Below are 19,027 nucleotides of genomic sequence, written 5' to 3' on the forward strand. Positions count from 1 at the left end.
TAAGTTATGAGAAAAATCTCCTTTCTGGGATTGGCTCTTTTCTTGCTGCTGGCTGGGTGTGCACCCCAGTTTGAGAAGAGGAATGAGGTTGTCCAAGATTCAAATGAAGAAAAGGAGAAAGCGATCATTCCCAAATACAAGATTTCAGATGAGTACTATCGGATCATTACTCCTTTTAAGCCCGCCAAGGCAAGAGGACTCGTGGTTGCAAACTTGAATACTCGATACGATATTAACGAATTTGAAACAGGTTTGACGCGAATTGCCCAAGAGAATTTCGATACCGAAAAGTATCTATTTCAAGAGGGCCAAGTATTGGAGAAGGATACAGTCCGGCTTTTGCTGAATCGTCAATTTACAAAGGCACAGCTAAAAGAGAATGAAATGAAAGATAAGGACAACATCGGACTTAATCCTTTGGATCCTGGAAAAGGAAGCATAGCTGATAGGAATACAAAGAATCCGATTTATCTTGCCCATATCCTGGAACATGATTATCTGCTTAAAGACGATAAGAACAATGTAAGCTTAGGAGGTGTCGTAATCGGACTTGCATTAAATTCTGTCCATTATTATCAAAAAGAGGAGTTCGGAGCTACCTTCGAAACCGAAATTGCTCAAAAAACAATGGAGCAGGAAGGCAAAAAAATTGCTGAAAAGCTGCTCCAGCGCCTTCGTGGAATGGATGAATTAAAAAACGTTCCGATTACAATTGCCCTTTTTGAGCAGAAAGAAAATAAATCCGTAGTTCCAGGGAACTTTTTTGCCTATACTCATGTGGATAATGGAAGTTCAAATATTGGCAGCTGGGAACCGGTAAAGGAAAAGTATGTCTTATTTCCTTCAGGGGAAGCAGAAGAAAATCATCGGGACGATTTAACAGCGTTTAAGAACTTTAAGCAGGATGTAGAGACATATTTTCCAAACTTTAACGGAGTAGTTGGAAAAGCCTTTTATGTCGAAGACCAGTTGCAGGATTTAAGCATAGATATTCCGATTCAATTCTATGGGAAATCTGAGGCCGTAGGATTTACCCAGTATGTAACAGGGATTGTAATGGAACATTTTCCGGAATATATTTCTGTCCAAGTCGAGGTCAGTTCTGTAAATGGACCTGAAGCTCTAATTGTCCGAAAAGCCGAAACAAAAGAACCCTTTGTCCATATTTATAAGTAATATAAGCGAACCTTGCCGTGGAGAAAATCTGCTGGCGGGGTTTTTTATATGAGGAATAAAAAATAGGGGGATACAGTCTAACAACTGAATACGGAAAAAGTGCTTACTTTTTGAAGTTATTGTATAATTGAAGAGTTCTGAATTTTCAGTTAAAATGAAATAGGTGTGAATAGTTTCTATTATGGAGGCGATTGGTTTGGTACAACCTTATAAGCACGAACCATTTACGGATTTTTCTGTGAAAGAAAACAAAGAAGAATATCTACTTGGGTTAAAAACAGTAGCATCATATTTAGGGACAGATTACGATTTGGTGATTGGCGGGGAGAGAGTCTCTACTGATGATAAAATCGTATCTGTAAACCCTTCTAATAAGGAAGAAGTTATCGGCCGTGTTTCCAAGGCAGACCGTGAATTAGCAGAAAAGGCAATGAAGATTGCCGATGAAACTTTTAAAAAGTGGAGCAAAGTGAACCCTGAAGTAAGAGCAGACGTACTTTTCAAGGCGGCAGCTATCATTCGCCGACGCAAGCATGAATTCTCTGCCTTATTAACGAAAGAAGCTGGTAAGCCATGGAATGAGGCGGATGCAGATACAGCTGAAGCAATTGACTTCCTGGAATTCTATGCACGCCAAATGCTGAAACTTAAAGATGGCATTCCTGTACAGAGCCGTGCAAACGAATATAATCGTTATGATTATATCTCTTTGGGAGTGGGAATCATTATTTCTCCATGGAATTTCCCATTCGCTATTATGGCTGGAACAACAGTTGCTGCAATTGTCACAGGTAATACTGTTCTATTAAAGCCAGCTTCTACAACTCCGGTTGTAGCAGCAAAATTTGTTGAGGTCATGGAAGAAGCGGGCCTGCCAAAAGGCGTCTTAAACTTTGTACCAGGAAGCGGTGCAGAAGTGGGAGATTACCTTGTAGATCACCCGCGTACTCGCTTTATTTCCTTCACAGGTTCACGTGATGTTGGAATACGAATTTATGAGCGTGCTTCAAAAGTAAACGAAGGCCAGATTTGGCTTAAGCGTGTAATCGCTGAGATGGGCGGCAAGGATACAATTGTTGTGGATAAGGAAGCAGATCTTGAGCTTGCAGCCCAATCTATCGTCAAATCAGCATTCGGATTCTCCGGCCAAAAATGCTCAGCTTGTTCAAGAGCTGTTATTGTAGAAGACGTCTACGATCAAGTATTGAATCGCGCTGTTGAATTGACGAAGCAATTGACAGTAGGGAATCCTGAAGATATAACTAACTTCATGGGACCTGTTATCGACCAGAATGCATACAACAAAATTATGGAGTATGTTGAGATTGGTAAGGGTGAAGGCAAGTTAATGGCAGGCGGAAAAGGTGACTGCTCAAAAGGATTTTTCATCCAGCCGACTATATTTGCGGATCTTGATCCGAATGCACGTTTAATGCAGGAAGAGATCTTCGGTCCGGTTGTTGCATTTGCGAAGGCCAAGGACTTCGACCATGCACTTGAAATTGCCAACAATACAGAGTATGGTTTAACGGGAGCGGTAATCACCACTAACCGTGAGAATCAGGAAAAAGCACGTGAAGACTTCCATGTAGGGAACCTGTACTTCAACCGTGGCTGCACAGGAGCGATAGTTGGGTACCAGCCATTCGGTGGCTTTAATATGTCCGGAACTGACAGCAAAGCTGGCGGACCGGATTACCTGACACTGCATATGCAGGGTAAAACAACTTCAGAATTGTATTAATATATCAACTATAAGGCCCTTTACGCGTATTGCGGAAAGGGCTTTTAAACGAGCATACGAGATTTCTGGATTATTTTGTAGAATCATAGATATTTCCCGGACAATATTTGCGGTTCTTCTTATTCATTCGAGAATAAGCACCTGAGATTGCTAAAAAACTCCGCACTTCCGGCAAAAAATCGACAGATTAAGAGGAGAAAAGCCAGAATTATAGCTGAGGAATGTATTCATGAAAGGAGAAATAATAGGAAGCGGAGAATACATTTGCCGATGGAAGAGAGGTGGAGACCTCCTGTTTAAGCTGTACGGTCACCAACAGTGCCATAGGGCAACGGGTGGAACAATTTATGAAATGCCCCATTTCATAACCGCCAGGATATTGATTATCCTATCCCTGCCCTTATTGATAGTAGCATTAAAAAGACAATTTTTATCCGGTGGACGAGCTTACTGAAGAAGAAGCGGAGGAATATTTTTTTAATCCGCATGCTGCAAAAGGCTGAAAGGGAAGTACGGGAAATGAACATGTCTATTACTTTTACAATGAAGATGATATCCATCATTTTCACCTTTGGATGATTTCCCGGTATCAATGGATGTATGAGCTGGGCCGGTCAATAGAGAGGGTCCGGCCGGTGTTGAAGCATAGCCGGGAAACAATGAGTGATGAGAAGAACCTTAAGCAAGTCATCACCGCAGCAGATTCAATCAGGGCATGGCTGAAAGAAAATTAAAGCAGTGACTATTCCTCGGGAACTTTTATTGCGTTAAACCGTCAAACTTTGATATTATCAGTATATTATGTTTAAATTTAAAGATTTGAACTTGGAGGTGGAATGAATGTCACGAATTTCAATTGAACAGGTAAAGCATGTGGCGCATTTGGCAAGGCTGGCTGTTTCGGAAGAGGAAGCAGAGAAATTCACAAAGCAGCTTGATGCCATAATATCTTTTGCAGAGCAGTTAAATGAGCTGGATACCGAAAACGTTGAGCCGACTTCTCACGTTTTAAATATGAAAAATGTACTGCGTGAAGACAAAGCTAAAAAAGGGCTGCCGATTGAAGAGGTTATTAAGAACGCACCGGACAGCAAGGATGGATATGTTCGCGTACCATCGATTTTGGAGTAGGGAGGGGACACTATGTCTTTATTTGATCATAAAGCTTCAGAGCTTCATGAATTTTTATTTAAAAAAGAGCTTGCGGTATCAGAACTTGTCGACGAATCATACAAGGCAATAAGCCGTATAGACGATAAAGTAAAATCATTTTTAACTTTGGACGAAGAAAATGCCCGTGCACAGGCAAAGGCATTAGATGAAACCCGTGATAATCAAAACGGGATTCTGTTTGGACTGCCAATTGGCCTGAAAGACAACATTGTTACAAAAGGTTTACGGACAACCAGCGGAAGCAAAATCCTTGAAAACTTTAACCCTATTTATGATGCAACAGTAGTTCAAAAGCTGCGGGCAGCACAAACAGTTACAGTTGGAAAATTGAATATGGATGAATTTGCAATGGGTTCCTCAAACGAAAATTCAGCCTATCAAGCAACGCGGAATCCATGGAATCTGGATTATGTTCCAGGTGGTTCATCTGGTGCATCAGCAGCCTCGGTTGCAGCTGGAGAGGTGTTATTCTCCCTTGGTTCAGACACAGGCGGATCCATTCGCCAGCCAGCAGCATACTGCGGTGTTGTTGGGTTAAAGCCTACATACGGAAGAGTTTCCCGTTTTGGCCTTATCGCGTTTGCATCATCCCTTGACCAAATCGGCCCCATCACTCGCACAGTTGAAGACAATGCTTATTTGCTGGAAGCTATTTCAGGCCTTGACGAAATGGATTCTACTTCTGCCAACGTCGACGTTCCACGCTTTGTTGATTCTCTGACAGGAGATATTAAAGGGCTTAGAATCGCTGTGCCAAAGGAATACCTCGGTGAAGGTGTCGGTGAAGAAGCGCGCAATTCTGTACTTGAAGCATTAAAGGTATTAGAAAAGCTTGGAGCAACTTGGGAAGAGGTTTCATTGCCGCATTCTAAATATGCGTTGGCAACCTATTACCTGCTGTCTTCTTCTGAGGCTTCAGCTAACCTGTCACGCTTTGACGGAGTGCGTTACGGTTACCGGGCAGAGAATGTGGAGAGTTTAATCGAAATGTACAAGCAAACTCGGGCACAAGGCTTTGGAGATGAGGTAAAACGCCGGATTATGCTTGGAACATTCTCATTGAGCTCCGGCTACTATGATGCTTACTACAAAAAAGCCCAAAAGGTCCGTACATTGATTAAAAAGGACTTTGAAGATGTGTTTGAAAAATATGATGTCATAGTCGGACCGACAACTCCGACTCCTGCTTTTAAAATTGGTGAAAAGACAAGCGATCCATTAACAATGTATGCGAATGATATCTTGACTATCCCGGTTAACCTGGCAGGAGTTCCCGGTATCTCAGTGCCATGCGGATTCGCAAATGGTCTGCCTCTAGGTCTGCAGATTATCGGAAAGCATTTTGATGAAAGTACTGTTTACCGGGTTGCCCATGCATACGAGCAGGCAACTGACTACCATAAACGAAAGCCACAGCTGTAAGGGGTGAAAAAAATGAACTATGAAACGGTAATCGGTTTAGAAGTCCATGTTGAGCTTAAAACAGAATCAAAAATATTCTCTTCGAGCCCAAACCAATTTGGATCTGCACCGAACACAAATACAACGGTTATCGATCTCGGCTACCCGGGTGTCTTGCCGGTGATGAATAAAAAAGCGGTAGATTATGCAATGAAAGCAGCGATTGCACTTAATTGTGAAATTGCCGAGGAAACAAAGTTTGACCGTAAAAACTACTTTTATCCGGATAATCCAAAAGCCTATCAAATTTCCCAATTTGATAAACCTATTGGTGAAAACGGATGGATTGAAATTGAAGTAGGCGGCAAGAAAAAGAAGATTGGCATTACTCGTATCCATATGGAAGAGGATGCGGGCAAGCTGACTCATACAGGTGATGGTTATTCTCTTGTAGACTTTAATCGCCAGGGAACTCCACTTGTAGAGATTGTATCGGAACCCGATATCACATCTCCTGAAGAAGCGTACGCGTATCTTGAAAAACTGAAATCAATCATCCAGTACACTGGAGTTTCCGATTGTAAAATGGAAGAAGGCTCATTGCGCTGTGACGCGAATATCTCTATCCGTCCTGTTGGACAAAAGGAATTCGGCACTAAGACTGAGCTGAAGAACTTGAACTCCTTTAACTTTGTCCGTAAAGGTTTGGAATATGAGGAAAAGCGCCAGGAAGAGGTTCTTCGTGCAGGCGGCACAATCGAGCAGGAAACACGCCGATTTGACGAATCCACGGGCAAAACGCTTCTTATGCGTGTAAAAGAAGGCTCTGATGATTACCGCTATTTTCCGGAACCTGACCTTCTTGTAATCCATATCGATGAAGAATGGAAGGCTCGTATCACTGCGGAAATCCCTGAGCTTCCTGATGCAAGGAAAAAGCGCTATGTTGAGGAGCTTGGATTGCCGGAATATGACGCAGCTGTTTTAACAGTTACTAAGGAAACAGCAGATTTCTTTGAGGCAGTAGTTGACAAAGGAACAGACGCAAAGCAGGCCTCCAACTGGATCATGGGTGAGCTTTCGGCTTATCTGAATGCGGAAGGTAAGGAACTGCATGATGTAGCTCTAACCGCTGAAGGGCTAGCCGGCATGATCAAGCTGATTGAGAATGGCACCATTTCTTCGAAAATTGCGAAGACAGTTTTCAAAGAGCTGATTGAAAATGGGGGAGACCCAGAAACGATTGTAAAAGAAAAAGGGCTTGTCCAGATTTCTGATGAGGGAACGCTAAGAAAAATCATTGAAGAAGCAATCGACAACAACCCGCAATCAGTTGAAGATTTCAAAAACGGAAAAGCAAAGGCAACAGGCTTCCTGGTCGGCCAGATCATGAAGGCAACAAAAGGACAGGCCAATCCGCCACTTGTGAATAAATTACTGCTTGAAGAACTTCAGAAGCGGTAACATAAAAACCCCTGTATTTCATTAGTGAAATACAGGGGTTTTGCTATCAATAAGATTTTTTCAAAAAAGCAGCATGATTCCCTATTGCGGGTCCATGCTGCTATAAGTTGTCTGTCATTACCCTTTTGTCCCGGAAGATACATTTGTTCCTTCCATAAAGTAACGCTGGAAAAAGAAGAATAGGATAACAGTCGGCAGAAGGATCATGACTGACATGGACATTAAGTAATGCCATTGTACCTGGACGCTTCCTTTGAAGGTTTGTAATCCTAGCTGCAGGGTGTAGAGATTTTCATCATTGAGATAAAGCAAGGGTGACAGCAGGTCATTCCAGGCAGCGTTAAAGGAGAACAAAGCTACTGTTATGAGAGCTGGCTTGGTTAACGGCAGCATGATATGCCACCAAATCCTTAAATGACTCGCGCCGTCCATCCGTGCTGCTTCAATGTATTCATCGGGAATTGTCATCATAAATTGGCGCAGCAGGAAGATATAAAATGCACTTCCGGCAAAGGCTGGTATAATCAATGGCAGATATGTGTTGACCCACCCTAATTTGGAGAAGAGCATGTATTGCGGAACGAGTGTGACAAAGCTCGGAATGAGCATCGTTGCTAATACAATAACGAACAATGTATTCCTTCCTTTAAAATGAATCTTTGCAAATCCGTAAGCCACATATGAGTTGACTAAGACGCTGCCGATTGTCGTGACTATGGCAATGAAAAGGGTATTTAAACCCCAGCGGGCAAACGGACCGGTCTGCCAGGCTTCAATATAGTTTGAAAAACGGAAGCTTTCCGGGATAAAGGTAGGCGGGTGCTGCATGATTTCCTCAGGGGATTTCAAGGAAGTTGAAATCATCCACCACAGGGGCATAAGCAGCAATATGCTGCCAAGCAGCAGAAATGCCAAAGTAATTGTCTTCTTTGTCCGTTCCTGAAAAGACTTTGTCTGATGGAATTTTAAATCTGATTCAGCTTTTATCATTTGTTGTCACCGCCTTCGTAGTAAACCCATTTTTTGCCGATTTTTAAGTTGAATACAGTCAGGATCATGATAAACACGAACAAGAACCAGGCCATAGATGATGCATAACCCATATCGAACATTTCGAATGCGTTTTTCCACATATGAAGGTTATAGAATAACAGCGAGTTACCCGGTCCTCCGTCTCCATTCTCAGTCATTACATAAGCTTCCTGGAAAATTTGGAAGGCATAAATAGTACTTGTAATGACATCAAAGAAAATGATTGGCGTAATCATCGGGAGTGTAATATAAAAGAATTTATGGATAGAGTTGGCCCCATCGAGGTCGGCCGCCTCATACAGCGCAGTTGATATACTCTGAAGACGCGCTAGATAGAGCAGCATTCCGCCACCGACACTCCAAAGTTTCATAAAAATAAGAGCGGGTTTAGTCCAGGCTGGATCAAACAGCCAAGAAGGACCTTCAATTCCAACCCAGCCAAGGACTGTATTCACCAATCCGGTAGATGGACTGAGCATTTGCATCCAGAGAAAGTATACAGCTACCCCGGAAAGGACGGCCGGCAAATAATATATGGTCCGGAAAAACTTCATCCCCTTTATTTTCTGGTTAAGAAGGACAGCAATGAACACGGCTCCTGCAGTTGTTAATGGAATGGAGAATAATACGAAGTACAAAGTATTCCAGAGAGAAGTCCAAAATAAATCATCCATTGTGAACATTCGTTTATAGTTATCCAGTCCTACAAAGTTCATTTGGGAGGTAATATTGTAATCGGTGAAACTGACGTATAACGAGAATAAAAGAGGGCCTGCAGTTAGAAATAATAAACCGATCAGCCAGGGAGAAATGAAAAGGTAGCCGCTAAGATTGTCCATTTTGCCTGCTTTGCTTTTTGAAGTGATTTGCCAGAATCGCCGGGAGCTGACAGCGGACTTGGCTGGCTTTTTTTTCTCGGTTGTCTTCGGCGCAGTACCTGTCTTTTCTTCCATAATGGATTGCTGCATGATACATTACTCCTTTCTGAGTCAATTAATACACGAAAAGCACAAGCGCTCTGACTAAGGAACGTCGACTAAGGTCAGGCACGTCCTGTGCGTCGGGGCTTTACTTTCCTCCGGAGCTGGGCGCTGTGTAGCAAAGAATCTGTTCTTGTTAAAAAGTATACTTTCGTACCTTTTTAAAAAACCTTGCCATCCGATATTGAATGACAAGGCTTTTCATCAACAGAGGCATCCTTATTTGCGTACCTGCTTAACTTATCATTTCTTTAATTCCTCAATATCTTTTTCTGCCTTCTCCAGAGCTTCTTTAGCAGACATTTTGCCTATAATGGCTGCTTCAAGCTGAGGATCTAGACGAGTTTTATAATCAGGATACTCAAGCGGCACTGTATGGAGCTTGGTATCCTTCAGGTTAGCAAGCGCTTGGTCGTAAACGGTTTTTTCGATATCTTTCATTTCAGTTGCTGCAGATTCTGCTGCTTTAACGTTTGCGACATTATCGTAATTCTTAAGAGCCCAGTATTTTTGAGCTTGTTCACTGGCCATATATTCAATGAACTTTGCTGCTTCTTTCGGGTGCTTAGATCCTTTTGGAATTTCCAGTGCAAAGCCTCCGCCTTCATTCCAGTGACCGCTACCCGTTTCTTGTTCAGGAATTGGAGCAACGCCAATTTCCATTTCTTTTCCTGAGTCACGGATTTGTGTGTAGAAGCCAGCAATATCGATCCACATAGCTACCTTTTCAGTAACAAAAGGATTCGTTTGGCCACTGCTAAATTCCGCTTCAAAAGCCTGTACGTTTTTGTCGCCAATGCGTTTATTCCATCCTTGAACCCATTCTAGTGCTTCTGCTTTTTTCGGTGTATTGACTGCAAGTTTGCCGTCTTCAATAAAGCCTTTGCCGCCATCTGCATTTGACATCCAGCTGCCTGCACCAAAGCTGCCCCATAAAGGATAGAAACCAATCCGGTCATACTTCTTCCCTTTTTTTACATCAAGCTTTTTAGCGTACTCTTCAAGTTCCGCCCAAGTGGTTGGCGGCTTTTCAGGATCAAGTCCTGCTTCCTTAAAAGCCTCTTTGTTGTAAAAAAGAACGCGTGTATCGGAAGTAAACGGCACTGCATAAGGCTTGTCCTTATACAATACAGGCTCCCATAAATGAGGATAAAGATTACTCTGTAAATCCTTGCTGATAAGCTTGGATAAATCCTCAGCCTGCTGATTATCAGCTCGGTGAGCAACACTGGCCAAGTCATTTACGATAACATCAGCTGGATTGCCGGCTGCAACGGCTGCAAGGTTCTTAGTCCAAATATCGCCCCAAGGAACGAAAGTATGCTTTACTTCAATTTCATCCTGTGATTTATTGAAGTCATCTACTATCTTTTCAATAACAGGCCTTCTGGTTTCCGAACCCCAGAAGCTCCAGAAATCGATAATCACTTTACCGTCTTTAGTAGTTGCATTTGCTTCCTTTTTCCCGCCTCCAGAACAGGCAGAAAGCAATAAACTGAATGCAAGCAATAAAATAAATGACAGCTTGACATTTCTCTTCATTTTTTCAATTTCCCCCTAAAAAAATTAATAATGATCGACTTTGCTAGCTGTCTAACTTTTACCCAGTGTTTCGACAAATAAACTAGTAAATAAATACTAGTTTCTTCATAAAATGGAACCATTTACAAAATTTAAACAAAAAAAGCCAATATTTTGTCAACACTTACTTTGCTTTTTCACCAATAAAAAAGAGAGCCGCAAAAGTGTTCAATACCCTGAACTGGCTGGCTTAAAACTATTTCTTCTGATTTGCTACTCTATATTTGCTTCCGGTGAAAAATAGGAATAAAATTGAAATGGCAAATAGATCATCCATATAAGGATGTTTGCTTTATAATGGCCGAATGCGATATTATGTAAATTATGGAATACGGTTTAAATGAAAAGTAGGATGATATGAAATGAAACGAGCAAGATTAATTTATAACCCGACTTCAGGACGTGAAGCAATAAAAAGGCATTTACCCGATGTGCTGGAAAAACTTGAATTGGCGGGCTATGAAGCTTCATGCCACGCAACCACCGGTGAGGGTGATGCAACTAGAGCAGCTCGGATCGCTATAGAACGAGGGTATGAGACTGTAATTGCAGCAGGCGGGGATGGGACCATTTATGAAGTGGTAAATGGGCTGGCACAGGCTGAAAAACGGCCGAATCTTGGGATTATACCGGTTGGAACGACAAATGACTTTGCGCGTGCAATACATGTGCCCCGTTCGATTGAAGCGGCCGTTGATATCATTGCGGCTGGCCACACGATGCCAATTGACATTGGGAAAATGAACGATAAATACTTTATTAATATAGCTGGCGGCGGGCGGCTTACTGAGCTGACTTATGAGGTGCCGAGCAAACTGAAAACAATGCTGGGCCAGCTGGCTTACTATTTAAAGGGTATGGAAATGCTTCCTTCTATTAAGGCAACGGAAGTATCAGTTGAATATGATGGAAAAATATTTGAAGGCGAGATCATGCTTTTTCTTGTAGCGAACACTAACTCAGTAGGGGGCTTTGAAAAACTGGCACCTGATGCATCCTTAAATGATGGGATGTTCACATTGCTTATTCTGAAAAAGACGAACCTGGCTGACTTCATTCGCGTAGCCACTCTGGCAGTTAGAGGCGAGCATGTTAATGATCCAAGTGTGATTTATGCCAAGGCAAACCGAATTAAAGTTATGCCTAAGGACAAAATGCAGCTAAACCTTGACGGTGAATTTGGCGGACTTGCTCCGGCAGAGTTCGTGAACCAATACCGTCATTTCAATGTATTTGTGCCAAAAGGCGAGCTGCCGGATGACCCGGAAAATCAAAAGGAAGAAAATTAAGCTTAAAAAACCTTGTTCTCTGGACAAGGTTTTTGTTCTTGTTTAGGGGAATTAACAATGATGAGTAAGGGGGCAAAATGTTTGATTATACGGAAAGCAACACCCGAGGATGCTGACACTGCTGCAGTACTTATTTTAATGGCTATTAAGGATATTGCAGAAGCATTGACAGGGGAGAAAGAGGAACGAGAAATCCTGAAAGTGCTAAGGGAGTATTTTACACAGGAAAAGAACCGCCTAAGTTACCGAAACTCAATGATCCTGGAAGCAAACGGGGAAATTGCAGGGATTGTTATTGCCTACCATGGCAGTGAAGCTAATCAGCTGGACGCCTCTATTCTTGCCAGGTTAAGGTTAAGGAATAAGAATGCAAGTATTGGAAAAGAAGCCGAAGAAGCGGATTATTATGTCGATACTTTATGTGTAGCCCAAGCATACCGGGGGAAAAGAATGGGTAGGATGCTCATTGCTGCTGCAGAGGAAAAAGGCAGACTGCAGGGTTATCCTACAATTGCCTTGAACGTAGAGAAAGACAATGAGCGGGCGCGGAGACTATACAGCAGGCTGGGATACAAATCCAGTAAAGTAATCACAATCAACCACCATTCCTACGATTATATGGTAAAGCATTTATAAAAGGAGAGGATTGAAGTGCTTCAAGGCTGGGTTAAAAACGGGGATATACGCATCCATTATCTCGATAATACTGGCACGTCTGAAAAAGACACGCCACTTGTCATCATTCCGGGATTAACCGAAGCCGATGATGACTACGAAGAAATGATCCGGGAACTGCTGCCGCGAAGGACGGTTGTCATTACGCTGAGGGGTCGCGGCCAAAGCGAAGCACCGTCAGAAGGCCACACGCTTGCTGACCATGTATCGGACGTTGAATCGGTAATCAACAATATTGTGATTGATAGTTTTATATTATTTGGCTATTCGCGTGGTGTATCCTATGCACTTGGGTATGCCATTAGAAACAGGGAACGGATAAGAGGGTCATTATTGGAGATTATCCAGCGATCCATGCTAATCTTCGGCCAGGCTGGGCTGATTTTTTTGCAGGATTACCTCTCCCGGGAGGTAATCCTGTCCTGGAACGTATGAGTAAAGAAACGCTTCAAAAAATTGAAGCTGAGTCTGAGGAAATCTACTTTAAAGAGGATTTGAAAAAACTAAATTGTCCATTTTTAGTTATTCGCGGAGGCCTTGACGGAGCCGCTCTAACAGAAGAAGGTGTAATGGAATATATGGATGTAGTACCAAATGCGAGAGTCCGAGTCTTTGAGAAAGCAGACCATAACAGATTAATCTTAATTCAGAGCAGATGGTCCAAGCTTTTCAGGAGTTTTTTCGGCAGATAGACAGGCAGGAGATAAAATTACAATAAAAAATACGGCATCTAACCGTATTTGTTCTGCTTTCGTGACAAGGAGTACTAAAAGGATGTATTGGCCTTGTTAAACCAGCATAATTCTGTCAACGGGTTTTTCCGGGAAAACAGAGACTCAATCCGTGAAAAAATTTATTACACGACGTGCCGGGCCATAGAACGTGTTCCTTTTGTCGCTACCTTTGTGAGGACATGGCGACCTTAGCCGTTCTTCCTCTGTCAGGTCGTGCTGGCGTCGACGTTCCTTAGTCAGGAACGCTTGTGCTTTTCTATATCTGCTGATTTGTACTGACCCAGTCAGCATACATGCCGCTGCCTTCACAGCCACTACATTCGTAAATATTATTATAGTTGAATTCATTGGGTGCAAATGTATAGAAGCCTTTTCCGCTGCAATCCGGACACAGACCTTGCTCCTCCATCCTCAGCATCCTTTTCTCGGCGCTTGCCGCTTTCCATTGTTTAATGGCGTCAAACAACCCCATGTTACTCACCTCAAAGTGTGTTTTGTTCTTAACATGCGATAGTTCATTATTTTTTATGCATAAAATGGAAATTTTTAATTGAATCAAGATGGCTTGTCTTAGTGCTTTGTCCCTCTGCTGTATTTTATGATAGAATACTTACAGTCTTTGCCAAGCAAACCTCTTACTATAGGTTATGTACAGAAAAGGATGAATGACAATGAAAAAGACCGCTCCGATAGCAAAAAATGATTATATAGATGTAATGTTTGAAGACCTGACTCATGATGGCGCAGGTGTGGCCAAAATTGACGGCTACCCTGTTTTCGTGCCCAATGCACTGCCGGGAGAAAAGGGTCAAGTTAAGATTACCAAGGTCAATAAAGGCTATGGCTTCGGCCGTTTAATGGAACTATATGAAAAAAGTGATTACCGGATCGATGTACCAACGGAGGAAGCACATAAATTCGGCGGCTGCCAGCTGCAACACATCAGCTACGAAGGGCAGCTGGCTTATAAAGAAAAACAGGTGCGGGAAGTGCTAGCCCGCATCGGAAAGCTGGAAGATGTAAAGGTACATCCAATTTTGGGTATGGACAACCCATGGAAATACCGTAACAAGGCTCAGGTACCTGTAGGTGAAAAAGACGGTAAACTGATCGCCGGCTTCTTCAAACCACGAAGCCACGAAATCGTTGATACAAATGAAAGTGTCATTCAGCTTCCGGAGGTTAATGAGGCTATCCAAACGGTGAAGGAAATCTGCACTGAACTTGAGATACCGGCTTATCATGAAGAATCCCATAAAGGAGTGCTCCGCCATATCATGGCCCGTTATGGGCAGCAAACAGGAGAGCTGATGGTGGTACTGGTCACCCGCACAGCCGACCTGCCACAAAAGCATCAGCTGGTTGAGGAAATAACTGTCCGTCTGCCCAAGGTTAAATCCATTATCCATAACATAAACTCCAAGCGCACCAACGTTATAATGGGAGAAAAAACAAAAGTGCTTTGGGGCAGTGAAGTCATCTATGATTATATCGGCGACGTTAAATTCGCTATCTCAGCGTTATCTTTCTACCAAGTCAATCCGGTACAAACAAAGGTGCTGTATGACAAAGCGCTTGAATACGCAGGGCTGACGGGAGAAGAGTCTGTGATTGATGCGTATTGCGGGATTGGAACGATATCTTTGTTCCTGGCTCAAAAAGCGAAAAAAGTGTTCGGAGTGGAGATTGTTCCGGAAGCAATAGAGGATGCAAAACGGAACGCAGAACTCAATGATATCCGCAATGCAGAATTTGCAGCAGGAGCAGCGGAAACGGTTATACCAGAGTGGTACAAGGCCGGAAACAACGCAGACGTATTGGTCGTTGATCCGCCGCGTAAAGGGTGCGATGAAGCTCTGCTCAATACCATAATTGAAATGAAACCCAAGAAGGTTGTATACGTATCGTGTAACCCTGCGACACTGGCACGAGACCTGCGAATATTAGAAGATGGCGGATATCGAACGATCGAAGTACAGCCGGTAGATATGTTTCCGATGACGACACATGTGGAAGTCGTGACGGTTTTGGAATTGAAGAAGTCTAACTAAAAAATACACTTGCTCGTTAAAATAAACATTTGCCAGTCCGGCCCTGCTTTCGTTAATTGGCGATTTAGGGGTCTTTTTCCTGTTAAACCTTTTCAATCCAGTGTTTTTACAAATTTCTTTTCAGTCTTTTTTAGCAAAACTTTATTTTTAACACGAAAAGTGGAATGCTGGTTGGTGAGGAAGAATTTAGCAGGAATTTATTTTGGTAGTACAGAGATCTTGAAGGTAAAATAAACAATAACTAATAAAAATAAATATTCCAATCAGTTTGATAAAAAGTGCTTTAGCATGGTATAAGTGTAAAAGAAGCAGGGACATTTGCTTTTTAATTTTGGGATAAGGGTTTGACCTGGTTTATCTCATAAATGAGAGGATTTAAATATGGAAGATAATTTTTGGCGTGATTTACCACGACCTTTTTTTATACTGGCACCAATGGAAGATGTGACGGATGTTGTTTTTCGCCATGTAGTGAGTGAAGCAGCCAGACCTGATGTGTTTTTTACAGAGTTTACAAACAGTGAGAGTTATTGTCATCCACAGGGAATCCAGAGTGTGCGCGGGCGTTTGACTTTTACAGAGGATGAGCAGCCAATTGTAGCCCATATATGGGGGGATAAGCCTGAAAACTTTCGGCAAATGAGTATTGGTATGGCCGAACTTGGGTTTCGGGGTGTGGATATCAATATGGGCTGTCCTGTACCGAATGTAGCACAGCATGGGAAGGGAAGCGGCCTTATCCGTCGTCCAGAAGTTGCAGCAGAATTAATACAAGCAGCAAAAGCAGGAGGATTGCCCGTAAGTGTAAAGACAAGGCTTGGTTATACTGAGATAGACGAATGGCGTGACTGGCTGACACACATATTGAAACAAGACATTGCTAATCTATCCATTCATCTGCGTACCAGAGAGGAAATGAGCAAAGTAGATGCTCATTGGGAGCTGATCCCGGAGATTAAGAAACTTCGTGACCAGGTGGCACCAGATACACTTTTGACGATTAATGGGGATATTCTTGACCGCCAAACTGGCTTGAAGCTCGTTGATCAATATGGTGTCGATGGGGTTATGATTGGGCGTGGTATTTTCAGTAATCCATTTGCCTTTGAAAAGGAGCCGAAAGATCATAGCAGTAAGGAATTGCTTGATCTCTTAAGGCTGCATCTGGATCTTCATGATAAATATTCGCTGCGTTCGTTCAAGGCTCTTCATCGCTTTTTTAAGATATATGTCAAAGGATTTCGAGGGGCGAGTGAATTAAGAAATCAATTAATGAACACAGAGTCAACAGATGAAGTGCGTGCTTTGCTTGATAACTTTGAGTCAAAGCATCTTGATGGAATGGAGGAACAGTAGAACTATCCCAATTCAAGGTAAAAGTGAATTAGAAGTTAAACTGGTGTGCCCCCCAGAAGTTAGAGTTTATACTAAGCAGTTAATTGGCTGGTGTAAAGGCGGTATTGAACATTCCCTCCAATTTTTACTTTGTACGCTAGGTAACGGAATCAGGTGATTCTGGTTCCGTTATTTTTTTGTAAAATCACCAACATCTCTTGTTTTGTCAAATTCGGTCCAGACACGTGGAGTGTCTAGTGTCAACATATCCTGTTGATGCAAATAACTGGGAGCGCCTAACCCCTGACTCAAACCCAAATAATTACCATAACCTAATGAGCTCATGCTATGATGCGTGAGCTTTTATATTGCTAATGTAAAACAATACATTTGACTTATTTTTAACTACTATTTTCCCTCGATACGTTTTATAAAATCGTTGTTTAAATGGGCTTAAGATAAGAATTATGTTACAACTATTCCAGTATCTATCATAAATAGAGCCTAAGCAAGAAAGTATGATTCCCCATTCTTAACAGAAGAGGAAATTGAATTATTACGTGAACCATGTGAGACTACTTTTGAAAAAGCACTATTTGAGTTTATGTATTCAACCGGTGCAGGATAGGATAAGTTGAAAGCTTAACCGGAAAGTGGTATTTCAGCCGAAATCTTTATAAAAGCAAAACCCAAGAATGCTGTTAAATCAACATTCTTGAGTTTTTAATTTGGGTTCATTTTTCTCTTAAATGGACTTTTTAGCCAGCCCTAGATGTAGGTTGAAAAGTGCTTTTTTATGACATTTTCTCAAACCACCTATATAGATGCTTTTTGAAGTTCGAATTGTTCATTTAATTTGTTTTACATTAATTAGTCTAAAATATAAAGTTTTATTACATTATTAATTATTAAGCATGTTTGACGATATTACATATAGTACTTTTATACTGCATCAAGGAGTGTCGGGAAATGAATAGCTTAGATCAAGCTCTGGCCATTGCGCCAATACTTACAAAGATATTAAAAGATGAGGATTTTATCGTAGCGATTACTGATACAGAGAAATACATCTATGCATCACCGGGTAAGAACTTAGATCCAGGGATAGAATATGGACAACCCTTTTTGGATTATGATCTATTCGGCCAAATTAAAAAGACGTTGAACCGAGTGGAAATTTTAACGCCTCCCGAGTATGGCACACCATTTAAAGGGGTTGGTTATCCTTTGTTTGACGCAAAGAATAATTGGATTGGGTCTTTAGGTTTTGGAATTAGTTTGGAGAAAGAATATATTCTAAAAGATATTATTGCTAACCTAAATCATATTTCAGGTACAATTGGGGAACAGACCAATACCATCACAGCCCACGCAGAGGAACTCTCCGCTACGATTGAAGAAATTTCAGCCTCTTCGGAAATTACAATGAAGCACACTGAAGAAGTGAATAAGGTTATTTCTTTTATAGATAATGTTGCCCAGCAGTCCAATTTGCTCGGGCTAAACGCTTCCATAGAGGCAGCAAGAGCAGGCGAACACGGGAAGACCTTTTCCGTTGTTGCATCAGAAATAAGAAAATTATCAAGCAATACAGGGGAAGCTTCTAAACAAATCGGGACCTTCTTGGCTGATATGAAAGAGCAAATAACGGCAGTAACGCACAGTATCGGGGATATTGAAAAATCTTCAGCTGAATTAAGTTCAAATGCCGAAACCTTCACTAAACTGACAGAGGAGTTAAACCAACTAAGTGAATCACTTGATAGTTTCATGAGTGGTCTGTTAAACGAAAAGTAAAGTTTTCAACAAGGTCAGCATAAGCCTTGCTGTCCTTTTTAACAAATTTGAAATAGTACTAGAGGAAATCGGAAGACTATTGGGCTTGAAGATCAAATGCAGCAGCAAATTTTAGATGTTAGGGGTTGACGCATTTAACATAAGTGTATGGACGTTCTATATAAGCATCAGATTGGAAGTATTTCAACGGAAAACTGTTATATTTTTATCCGAAAATAAAGTCTATAAGAAAATGAAGGAACTCTTTTTCAATTTTGCAAAGTAACTATGCCCCGATTAATTTTGAATATGTAAATTTAATGGTAATAAAGTAACAGGTAAAAAGGCGATGTGACCAAGTTGAGCAAACACTGTCCAGATGTACTTTACAAAGAATACTCTGGGTAGCGGTAGTATTAAAATAATTGAAGGTGAGGGGCCTTATTTCTAAAGAACATATTTTACTCATTTGAATATACGCTTAATTAATAAATTTATATATTTGAATTTATTTATTCTTAAGAAAATGGCAAACCTATTGAAAGGTGGGGACGCAAAGCCACAGGCCTAAGGCAGAAATGTTATGGCAGCTGGGTTACCTAATAAGATGGCTTTA

General features: G+C 41.7%; 16 protein-coding genes and 1 riboswitch. Of the genes, 12 read left to right on the top strand and 4 right to left on the bottom strand.

Translation table 11 applies throughout. The features are described 5' to 3' along the window. Nucleotides 1-6 precede the first annotated feature (6 nt). From D0469_RS10530 to gatB, 5 genes are all read left to right on the top strand, one after another. The gene (locus D0469_RS10530; protein WP_117326708.1) at nt 7-1,176 is read left to right on the top strand and encodes a CamS family sex pheromone protein; all 1,170 of its coding nucleotides are present in this window, start codon (nt 7-9) and stop codon (nt 1,174-1,176) included. Nucleotides 1,177-1,372: 196 nt separating this feature from the next. After that, entirely contained in the window at nt 1,373-2,920 is a 1,548-nt protein-coding gene (gene pruA / locus D0469_RS10535; RefSeq protein WP_117326709.1) for an L-glutamate gamma-semialdehyde dehydrogenase, read from the top strand. 840 nt (nt 2,921-3,760) lie between these two features. Beyond that, nucleotides 3,761-4,051, top strand: coding sequence for an Asp-tRNA(Asn)/Glu-tRNA(Gln) amidotransferase subunit GatC (gene gatC, locus D0469_RS10545; RefSeq protein ID WP_117326711.1), 291 nt, complete (start codon nt 3,761-3,763; stop codon nt 4,049-4,051). A gap of 12 nt (nt 4,052-4,063) precedes the next feature. After that, nucleotides 4,064-5,515, top strand: coding sequence for an Asp-tRNA(Asn)/Glu-tRNA(Gln) amidotransferase subunit GatA (gatA, locus tag D0469_RS10550; RefSeq protein WP_117326712.1), 1,452 nt, complete (start codon nt 4,064-4,066; stop codon nt 5,513-5,515). Between the two features lie 12 nt (nt 5,516-5,527). After that, nucleotides 5,528-6,958, top strand: a complete 1,431-nt coding sequence (gene gatB / locus D0469_RS10555; RefSeq protein ID WP_117326713.1) for an Asp-tRNA(Asn)/Glu-tRNA(Gln) amidotransferase subunit GatB — start codon at nt 5,528-5,530, stop codon at nt 6,956-6,958. A gap of 117 nt (nt 6,959-7,075) precedes the next feature. On the opposite strand, the gene D0469_RS10560 is transcribed toward gatB, so the two are convergent. The 3 genes from D0469_RS10560 to D0469_RS10570 all read right to left on the bottom strand — a co-directional run bounded on the left by D0469_RS10560 (nt 7,076) and on the right by D0469_RS10570 (nt 10,512). Beyond that, nucleotides 7,076-7,948, bottom strand: coding sequence for a carbohydrate ABC transporter permease (locus D0469_RS10560; protein ID WP_117326714.1), 873 nt, complete (start codon nt 7,946-7,948; stop codon nt 7,076-7,078). Beyond that, nucleotides 7,945-8,958, bottom strand: coding sequence for a carbohydrate ABC transporter permease (locus tag D0469_RS10565; RefSeq protein ID WP_407675738.1), 1,014 nt, complete (start codon nt 8,956-8,958; stop codon nt 7,945-7,947). The genes D0469_RS10560 and D0469_RS10565 overlap by 4 nt, the downstream gene beginning before the upstream one ends. A gap of 255 nt (nt 8,959-9,213) precedes the next feature. Next, nucleotides 9,214-10,512, bottom strand: a complete 1,299-nt coding sequence (locus D0469_RS10570; RefSeq protein ID WP_117326715.1) for an ABC transporter substrate-binding protein — start codon at nt 10,510-10,512, stop codon at nt 9,214-9,216. 401 nt (nt 10,513-10,913) lie between these two features. On the opposite strand from D0469_RS10570, the gene D0469_RS10575 reads away from it, so the two are divergent. From D0469_RS10575 to D0469_RS10590, 4 genes are all read left to right on the top strand, one after another. Then, entirely contained in the window at nt 10,914-11,840 is a 927-nt protein-coding gene (locus tag D0469_RS10575; protein ID WP_117326716.1) for a diacylglycerol kinase, read from the top strand. Nucleotides 11,841-11,921: 81 nt separating this feature from the next. Continuing rightward, complete coding sequence (locus D0469_RS10580) at nt 11,922-12,476, top strand: GNAT family N-acetyltransferase (protein WP_158553417.1); 555 nt, start codon at nt 11,922-11,924, stop codon at nt 12,474-12,476. A gap of 15 nt (nt 12,477-12,491) precedes the next feature. Further along, a complete protein-coding gene (locus D0469_RS10585; RefSeq protein WP_158553419.1) occupies nt 12,492-12,950 on the top strand; it encodes an alpha/beta fold hydrolase in 459 nt (152 codons plus the stop codon). After that, on the top strand, nt 12,947-13,207 hold the full coding sequence (locus tag D0469_RS10590; protein ID WP_117326719.1) for an alpha/beta fold hydrolase: 261 nt from the start codon (nt 12,947-12,949) through the stop codon (nt 13,205-13,207). Before D0469_RS10585 ends, D0469_RS10590 begins: the two co-directional genes overlap by 4 nt. Before the next feature lie 298 nt (nt 13,208-13,505). Here D0469_RS10590 and D0469_RS10595 read toward each other — a convergent pair whose 3' ends face one another. Next, a complete protein-coding gene (locus D0469_RS10595; RefSeq protein ID WP_117326720.1) occupies nt 13,506-13,721 on the bottom strand; it encodes a methionine aminopeptidase in 216 nt (71 codons plus the stop codon). Between the two features lie 199 nt (nt 13,722-13,920). On the opposite strand from D0469_RS10595, the gene rlmD reads away from it, so the two are divergent. From rlmD to D0469_RS10615, 3 genes are all read left to right on the top strand, one after another. Then, a complete protein-coding gene (gene rlmD / locus D0469_RS10600) occupies nt 13,921-15,300 on the top strand; it encodes a 23S rRNA (uracil(1939)-C(5))-methyltransferase RlmD (protein WP_117326721.1) in 1,380 nt (459 codons plus the stop codon). A 381-nt stretch (nt 15,301-15,681) separates the two neighbouring features. Then, entirely contained in the window at nt 15,682-16,656 is a 975-nt protein-coding gene (locus D0469_RS10605) for a tRNA dihydrouridine synthase (protein ID WP_117326722.1), read from the top strand. Nucleotides 16,657-17,604: 948 nt separating this feature from the next. Further along, nucleotides 17,605-18,432 (top strand): methyl-accepting chemotaxis protein, encoded by an 828-nt coding sequence (locus D0469_RS10615; RefSeq protein WP_117326723.1) that lies wholly within the window; start codon nt 17,605-17,607, stop codon nt 18,430-18,432. 497 nt (nt 18,433-18,929) lie between these two features. Further along, nucleotides 18,930-19,014: riboswitch (cyclic di-GMP riboswitch) on the top strand. The last annotated feature ends 13 nt before the right edge of the window (nt 19,015-19,027 follow it).

It is taken from the genome of Peribacillus saganii (genome assembly GCF_003429095.1).
In the GTDB taxonomy this organism is placed as follows: Bacteria; Bacillota; Bacilli; order Bacillales; family DSM-1321; genus Peribacillus; species Peribacillus saganii.

Excerpts from the sequence above, each read along its gene's own strand:
- D0469_RS10530 (WP_117326708.1), top strand. The coding sequence starts at position 7 with ATGAGAAAAATCTCCTTTCTGGGATTGGCTCTTTTCTTGCTGCTGGCT.
- gatC (WP_117326711.1), top strand. The coding sequence starts at position 3,761 with ATGTCACGAATTTCAATTGAACAGGTAAAGCATGTGGCGCATTTGGCA.
- gatA (WP_117326712.1), top strand. The coding sequence starts at position 4,064 with ATGTCTTTATTTGATCATAAAGCTTCAGAGCTTCATGAATTTTTATTT.
- gatB (WP_117326713.1), top strand. The coding sequence starts at position 5,528 with ATGAACTATGAAACGGTAATCGGTTTAGAAGTCCATGTTGAGCTTAAA.
- D0469_RS10560 (WP_117326714.1), bottom strand. The coding sequence starts at position 7,948 with ATGATAAAAGCTGAATCAGATTTAAAATTCCATCAGACAAAGTCTTTT.
- D0469_RS10565 (WP_407675738.1), bottom strand. The coding sequence starts at position 8,958 with ATGCAGCAATCCATTATGGAAGAAAAGACAGGTACTGCGCCGAAGACA.
- D0469_RS10570 (WP_117326715.1), bottom strand. The coding sequence starts at position 10,512 with ATGAAGAGAAATGTCAAGCTGTCATTTATTTTATTGCTTGCATTCAGT.
- D0469_RS10575 (WP_117326716.1), top strand. The coding sequence starts at position 10,914 with ATGAAACGAGCAAGATTAATTTATAACCCGACTTCAGGACGTGAAGCA.
- D0469_RS10590 (WP_117326719.1), top strand. The coding sequence starts at position 12,947 with ATGAGTAAAGAAACGCTTCAAAAAATTGAAGCTGAGTCTGAGGAAATC.
- D0469_RS10595 (WP_117326720.1), bottom strand. The coding sequence starts at position 13,721 with ATGGGGTTGTTTGACGCCATTAAACAATGGAAAGCGGCAAGCGCCGAG.
- rlmD (WP_117326721.1), top strand. The coding sequence starts at position 13,921 with ATGAAAAAGACCGCTCCGATAGCAAAAAATGATTATATAGATGTAATG.
- D0469_RS10605 (WP_117326722.1), top strand. The coding sequence starts at position 15,682 with ATGGAAGATAATTTTTGGCGTGATTTACCACGACCTTTTTTTATACTG.
- D0469_RS10615 (WP_117326723.1), top strand. The coding sequence starts at position 17,605 with ATGAATAGCTTAGATCAAGCTCTGGCCATTGCGCCAATACTTACAAAG.